Source organism: Saccharopolyspora sp. NPDC002686, assembly GCF_040295745.1.
In the GTDB taxonomy this organism is placed as follows: Bacteria; Actinomycetota; Actinomycetes; order Mycobacteriales; family Pseudonocardiaceae; genus Saccharopolyspora; species Saccharopolyspora oryzae.
In genome coordinates this window covers 1-6,164 of sequence record NZ_JBEOVY010000417.1, presented here as the reverse complement: position 1 = coordinate 6,164, position 6,164 = coordinate 1, and the positions used below count along the sequence as shown (strand labels likewise).

General features: G+C 71.2%; 6 protein-coding genes. 1 reads left to right on the top strand and 5 read right to left on the bottom strand.

Features of this window, described 5'->3' with window-relative positions; all coding sequences use genetic code 11:
* Window positions 1-122 precede the first annotated feature (122 nt).
* From ABTZ89_RS34265 to ABTZ89_RS34250, 4 genes are all read right to left on the bottom strand, one after another.
* Window positions 123-2,126, bottom strand: coding sequence for a VanW family protein (locus ABTZ89_RS34265; RefSeq protein ID WP_351052672.1), 2,004 nt, complete (start codon window positions 2,124-2,126; stop codon window positions 123-125).
* A 99-nt stretch (window positions 2,127-2,225) separates the two neighbouring features.
* Complete coding sequence (locus ABTZ89_RS34260; RefSeq protein ID WP_270950482.1) at window positions 2,226-2,546, bottom strand: GroES family chaperonin; 321 nt, start codon at window positions 2,544-2,546, stop codon at window positions 2,226-2,228.
* 446 nt (window positions 2,547-2,992) lie between these two features.
* On the bottom strand, window positions 2,993-4,864 hold the full coding sequence (locus tag ABTZ89_RS34255) for an NHL domain-containing thioredoxin family protein (RefSeq protein WP_351052669.1): 1,872 nt from the start codon (window positions 4,862-4,864) through the stop codon (window positions 2,993-2,995).
* Between the two features lie 39 nt (window positions 4,865-4,903).
* Complete coding sequence (locus tag ABTZ89_RS34250; protein WP_502949642.1) at window positions 4,904-5,404, bottom strand: MarR family winged helix-turn-helix transcriptional regulator; 501 nt, start codon at window positions 5,402-5,404, stop codon at window positions 4,904-4,906.
* A 56-nt stretch (window positions 5,405-5,460) separates the two neighbouring features.
* Between ABTZ89_RS34250 and ABTZ89_RS34245 the strand changes: the two genes are divergently transcribed.
* The gene (locus ABTZ89_RS34245) at window positions 5,461-5,817 is read left to right on the top strand and encodes a DoxX family protein (RefSeq protein WP_351052666.1); all 357 of its coding nucleotides are present in this window, start codon (window positions 5,461-5,463) and stop codon (window positions 5,815-5,817) included.
* Between the two features lie 22 nt (window positions 5,818-5,839).
* On the opposite strand, the gene ABTZ89_RS34240 is transcribed toward ABTZ89_RS34245, so the two are convergent.
* A partial coding sequence (locus ABTZ89_RS34240; protein ID WP_351052663.1) for a GntR family transcriptional regulator occupies window positions 5,840-6,164 on the bottom strand: 325 nt, incomplete at its 5' end.

Here is a 6,164-nt window from a genome sequence, read left to right as displayed (position 1 = left end):
ATCGGATGTGCGATTTCAATGGAATTTTGACTCCGCGGAACTTTGACCCTGCGGAACTTGACCCCGGCCGAGACGACGAAGGCCCCCACCGGAGGTCCGGTGGGGGCCGAGGGAGTCGTCGGTCACTGCGGCGGTGGCGGTGGCGGTGGGCCGCAGTGGATGATCGGCTGCGGCTCGTAGCGCGTGCGCTGCGTTTCAGTCTTCGTCTGACCGCTGCTCAGGTCCCGGATGGTGCGGGTGTCGGTCACCGTGAAACCGGGCGTGCCCTTGCTCGGGCTGCACGGCTCGCCCGGCGGCACGACCTTCTCGTGCGGGTCCGTGGGGTTGGTCCGCTCGCCGGTCTGCGAGGACACGTCGAACTGCTTGGTGCCCCACAGCTTCACCGTGATCGACGACGGCGTCCACTCCGTGGTGATCAGGATGCCGCTCTTGGCGACGTTCTTGAACTTGACGTCGATGACGCTCGCGCCGCTCGGGCTCTGGAACACCGTCGCTTCGCGGCCCGCCGGGTAGCGGCTGATGTAGTAGCTGTGCGCCTTGTGCTCGACGTCCTGCATGCCCGCGAAGTACGAGGCGTTGTACAGGGTCGTGGCGAACTGCGAGATGCCGCCGCCGACCGCGCGCCCGGGCCGGCCGTCCTGGATGATGCCGGACTCCACGTAGCCCTGCGCCACTCCGCGCGGACCGGTGTGGCCGTTGAGGCTCCAGGTCTCGCCGGGCTTGATGATCGCGCCGTTGACCTGCTCGGCGGTGCGGCGGATGTTCACGCCCGACGCGGGCTCGAAGCCGCCGGTGCTGAACTCGCCGACGACTTCCTTGATGCCGAGCTGGTCGGCCTGCTCGGTGGTGAACTTCGCCGGCTGGTGCTCGTAAACCGCCTGCACCGAACGCTTTTCCGGGGCGCGCAGCACGTCGAGGAGCTTCTCGAAGCTCTTGTCCCAGTTCACCCCGACGCCGTCGACGGACGGCCGGACCACGGGGCGCCCGCCCTCGACGACGATCTCGGCGTCCTTGCCGGGCTTGATGGTGTCGGCTAGCTGCGGCTCGACGGCACCGACCGCGGTCGGCAGGTCGACGCTGGCCTTCAGCCCGCCCTGGCCGTCCGGCTCGAACCGCAGCGCGCTGGCGATCGCCTCGGGTGCGAGGGTCGCGTCCTTGCCCTCGCCGCGCACCGTCACCGGCGACTTCACGGCGGGCTCGGCGACCTCGCGCAGCGCCCGCTGCACGCCGTCCTTGGTGGTGCTGACCGGCTGCTCGGTGAAGGGGATGCTCACCGGGCCCTTCTCGGCCCAGTGCGTCAGCACCTCGTCGGTGGCCTTCTCCACGTCGATGGACTGGCCGGTCACCGGGTCGACCGCGACGGCCTTGGCGCCCTCGAAGCGGATGGTGCCCTCGGCCGGTTGCCGGTCCAGCTGCGGCCGGACCTGTTCCAGCGCCTGCACCAGGTGCTCCCGGTCGCCGTGGCTGACCGGGGTGACCTCGCGGGTGGTGAACAGCGAGGAGATCCGGGTGAACGGGTTGAGCGGCTGCTCACCGGCCTCCTGCACGGTCGCCGCCCAGTCCATCTCCAGCCCGGCGTCGCCCGGGTTGATGGTCACCGAGCGGTCCGCGACCTTCAGCTCCACCGGCTCGTCGAGGCCCGGGCCGAGGTCGTTGCGCAGCTGCGTCTCGGCCGCCGCGGGCTCCAGGCCGCCGATGTCGACGCCTGCCACGACCGTGCCGCGCGGCACGGTTCCGCTGGTGAAGGCCAGGTCGCCGATGTAGAGCAGGGCCAGGGCGCCGACGGCCGCACCAGCGGCGATGCCGGCCCGGATCAGGCCGCGCTTCTTGCGCTCGTCCGCCGACTGCGGCGGCACGACCGCGCTCCAGCCGGTGGGTTCGGCGTTGACCTGCGGGATCGACTGGGTCTCACCGAGCGGGTAGCTGCTGAAGTCGGCGGGCACCGCGGCGATCTGCACGGTGCGCTCGGCGTCCGACTCGGGTTCGGGGGTCACCGGGGGGATCCGGGTGGTCTGCTCGACTTCGGTCTCCGGGTGGGCACCACCGGTCGAGCTCTGGTCCGAATCGGTGCGGAGCCGTTCGGTGGACGGGTCCGCACCGCTGTGCTGGTCGTGGTTTTCCGGCACCGCTTCCCCTTCTCCTGTCGGTCTTGCGGTGGGGGGAGCCTGGAGTCGTCGGCTCCTGCGCTTCGCCGGCCGTCGCGCCGACCGGACCGGGGTTGCCGACTACAGGTACAGCCCGGTGCCCTGCTCGGTCTGCTCGGTGGCCACCGCGTGCAGGTCGCGCTCGCGCATCACCAGGTACGGCTGGCCCTGGACTTCGACCTCGAACTGCTCGTCGGGGTTGAACAGCACCTGGTCGCCGACCTTGACGGTGCGCACGTGGCTGCCCACGCCGAAGACCTCGCCCCAGACGAGCCGCTTGGCGACCTGGGCGGTCGCCGGGATCACGATGCCGCCGGTGCTGCGGCGCTCACCGGACTCCGGCGAGATGCGCACCATGACCCGGTCGTGCAGCATCTGGATTTCGAGCTTGGCATCGGTCACCCGAAAAGTTTACTTCTCCCCACCCCGCGGTCGGCCGCCCAGGGCGGGTGTAACGCACCCCTTCCGGCCGCAGCGCCCGAAACCTCCCATCCGGCTCGCCGTTTGCGCAGCTCACAAGCCTGATCCGGTGGGCCTCGAACTACCGGGGCATATCTCTCGCGCGGCCCGCCGGTGTCCGCGACGACCCCGCTCAACCGCGCACGCGCGGTACCCGCAGAACCCCCACACCACCCGATCCAGCGATCGAAACCAGCGCCCGTCCGAGCAAGCGGAACACCCCGCACACCGCCGGAAAAAGAACAATTCCCCCATTCCGATCCCCGCTCGCCCCGGAAGAACGAAATGCCGGGCTTACCCGGAACGCTCACCTCGCTGGCCCGGCGCGCCGGGTGGTGGAGGTGGAGCGAACGGACCGTTCTGGTGGGCGAACGGTCCGTTCGCTCCGGTCAGCTCTCGGTGTCGAGCCCGCCCATCACGAGGGGCAGGCGGTTCGGACCCGTCGCGGCGATCTTGATCGGAACGCCCCAGTCCTGCCTGGTCAGGCGGCAGGCCGGGTGCTCGATGCCCGGGTCGTCGTCGCAGCTCGCGGCCTGCGCGACCACGTGCAGCACGCCCTGCTCGATGCCGTCGGCAAGCACCAGGCGGCGGGTCAGGTCGGTGCCCACGCCCGCGCCTTCGACCAGCAGCTCGGCCGGTGACGAAGTGATCTCCAGCCGGGTCGACGGACCGTAGCGCTCGTCGAGCTTGGTGCCGGGCGGCGGGGTGAACACCACCGCGAGCTCCACCTCGCCGGGGGCGATCTCCGTCGCAGGCCGCTTGACCTGCTGCGATGCCCCTTCGACCAGTCGCGCGGCGACGCCCGGCGGGACGGGCCGCTCGAGCCGGTGCGCGGCCGAGGCGACCACCACGAGCTCGCCGTCGACCACCACCGCACCGGACGGCTCGGCGACGTCGGTCGCCAGCGTGGAGACCTCGCCGGTCGCCGGCTCGTAGCGCCGGATCGCGCCGTTGTAGGTGTCGCAGACCGCGACCGAACCGTCCGGCAGCACGGCCACGCCCAGCGGGTGCTGGAGGAGCGCCTGGTCAGCGGGTCCGTCGGCGTGCCCGAAGTCGAACAGCCCGGTGCCGACGGCGGTCCGCACCTCGAACCCGTCGCCGGCCGCCTCGACCCAGCGCAGCGCCGAGGTCTCCGAGTCCGCCATCCACAACCGGTCGCCGCCGTCGGCCAGCCCGGAGGTCTGGGCGAAGAACGCCTCCTCGGCCGCGCCATCCCGCAGCCCCTCCACGGTGGTCCCGGCGAACCGCCGGACCTCGCCGGAGACCGGGTCGAACAGGCCGAGCGTGTGGTTGCCGGCCATCGCGATCACCACGCCCCCGGCCGGTTCCCACCAGGCGACGTCCCACGGGCTGGTCAGCGGGGTCTCCAGACCGGGCCCGGAGTCGCTGCCGTCGCGCCACTGCTCACCGGTCCCGGCCAAGGTCGTGACGTGCCCGTCCGCGAGCCGCACACCGCGCAGCAGGTGGTTGACGGTGTCGGCGACGACCACGTCGTAACCGACCTGCTCGGCGAGCTGCTCGGGCAGCAGCGCGAGCCCGCCCGGCTCGGAGAACGCGGGCTCGACACCGTCGGCACGACCCCGCTGACCAGTGCCGATGCGGCGCACGACGGTCTCACCGTCGGCGGCGAACTCCACCAGCGAGTGGTTCGCCGAGTCCGAGACCAGCAGGTTCCCGCTGTTGAGCGCGATGACCTTGCCGGGGAACCGCAGCGTCGTCTCGGGCGTTTCCGGCGGCACGTACGGACCGTCGCCGCGGTGCAGCGTGCCCTTCGCCTCGTGCTCGGCGATCACCTCGGTGATGACGCTGCGCAGCGCCTCGACGTGCCCCTCACCAGCGGCGACGTGCACGACGTAGCCCTCGGGGTCCACCACGACGAGCGTCGGCCAGGCCTTGACGGCGTAGTTCTGCCAGGTCGCGAGCTCCGGGTCGTCGAGCACCGGGTGGTGCACGGCGTAGCGCTCGACGGCCGCGACCAGCGCCGCGGGATCGGCCTCATGCTCGAACTTCGGCGAGTGCACCCCGACCGTGACGACCTCGGCGGCGAACTCCTCCTCCAACGGCCGCAGCTCGTCGAGCACGTGCAGGCAGTTGATGCAGCAGAACGTCCAGAAGTCCAGGACGAGGACCTTGCCGCGGAAGTCGGCGAGCCGGAGCTCCTCGCCACCGGTGTTCAACCACTGGCGGCCGGTCAACTCCGGAGCTCGGACACGGGCACGGCGCGGGGACAGCTCGGTACTCACACCCGAAGTCAACCGCATCCGCACGAAGCGATGTTCCCCCAGGTCGCGTGCTGATCCTCACTCACCGGTGAGGTCCGCAGTCGCGTCCGCGCCCGCGTCGGTGACGCGGCGCAGGAAGTCGGCGATCAGCCGCAGTTCGCGTTCGTCGTACTCGGCGCAGATCTCGTCCATCGACGCGTTCATGCCGGAGTAGAGGCGGAACAGCTCCGAGTTGCGCGCGGGCAACGCACGCACCGCGATCGCGCGGCGGTCGGACGCCTCCGGGTCGCGCTCGCGGATGATCCAGCCGGCGCGTTGGAGCCGGTCGAGGATGCCGGTCAGCGTGGCCGGGTGCAGCCCCGCCCGCCTGGCGAGCGCGCTCGGGCTGAGCGGACCGTGCTTCCCGATCAGATCGAGGCAGTCCAGGTCGACGTCCTTCAGCCCGATCTGGCTGCTGACCTGGTGGTTCAGCAACGCCATCTGGGTGCGCAGCTCGCGCAGCTCCTGTTTCACGGACACGGCCAGCCGACGTCGTCGGCGGGCTGAGCCGACGCCTTCATCAGAAAATATGAAACTCATATGATATGTTTCTCGTTTTAAAAGCGCGCCCGGAGGGGCTCGCGGGGAGGTCCAGCATGCACAGCGCGTACATCGTCGTCACCTTGCTCGCGATAACCATGAACGCCGGCTCGGCCATCGCGGGCACCATCCGCCGGAAGAAGCTGGCCCCCGCCATGCGACGGGCGGGAGTGCCCGAATCCTGGATCGTCTTCCCGATCAACACCCTCAAGCTCGCCGGCGCGCTGGGGCTCCTGCTCGGACTCATCGGTGTCCCCCTGATCGGACTCGCCGCCGCGATCGGCCTCGTCCTGTTCTACGTCTGCGCCGTGCACACCCACCTCCTCTCGCGCGACTACTCACCACAACTCGGCCTGGCCAGCGGATTCCTCGCAGTAGCGGTGAGCGCCCTGACCCTGGCACTAGCCGCGTGAGACACACGCCGCCCCTTCGGGATCACCGGCCTTCGCGGAAGGCGTTCTGCACTGCTGCCAGGGCAGTGCCGACGTCGGCGTTCAGCTCGCGGGCCGTGCGGACGAACTCCTGCGCCGCGGCGGCGAGGGGATCAGCCGGGCCTGGTGGTTGCGGGGCCGCGGCGACTCGGGTTCCGCGGCGGCGGCCGGTCTCCAGGATCCCGGCGGCCTCCAGTTCCCGGTAGGCGCGGGCGACGGTGCCCGCGGCCAGGCCGAGGTCGCGGGCGAGCTGCCGGATCGGCGGCAGCGGGGGGGGGGGGGGGCGGGGCCGCCCGCCCCCGCCCCCCCCGGGGTGGGGGGGGGACCGC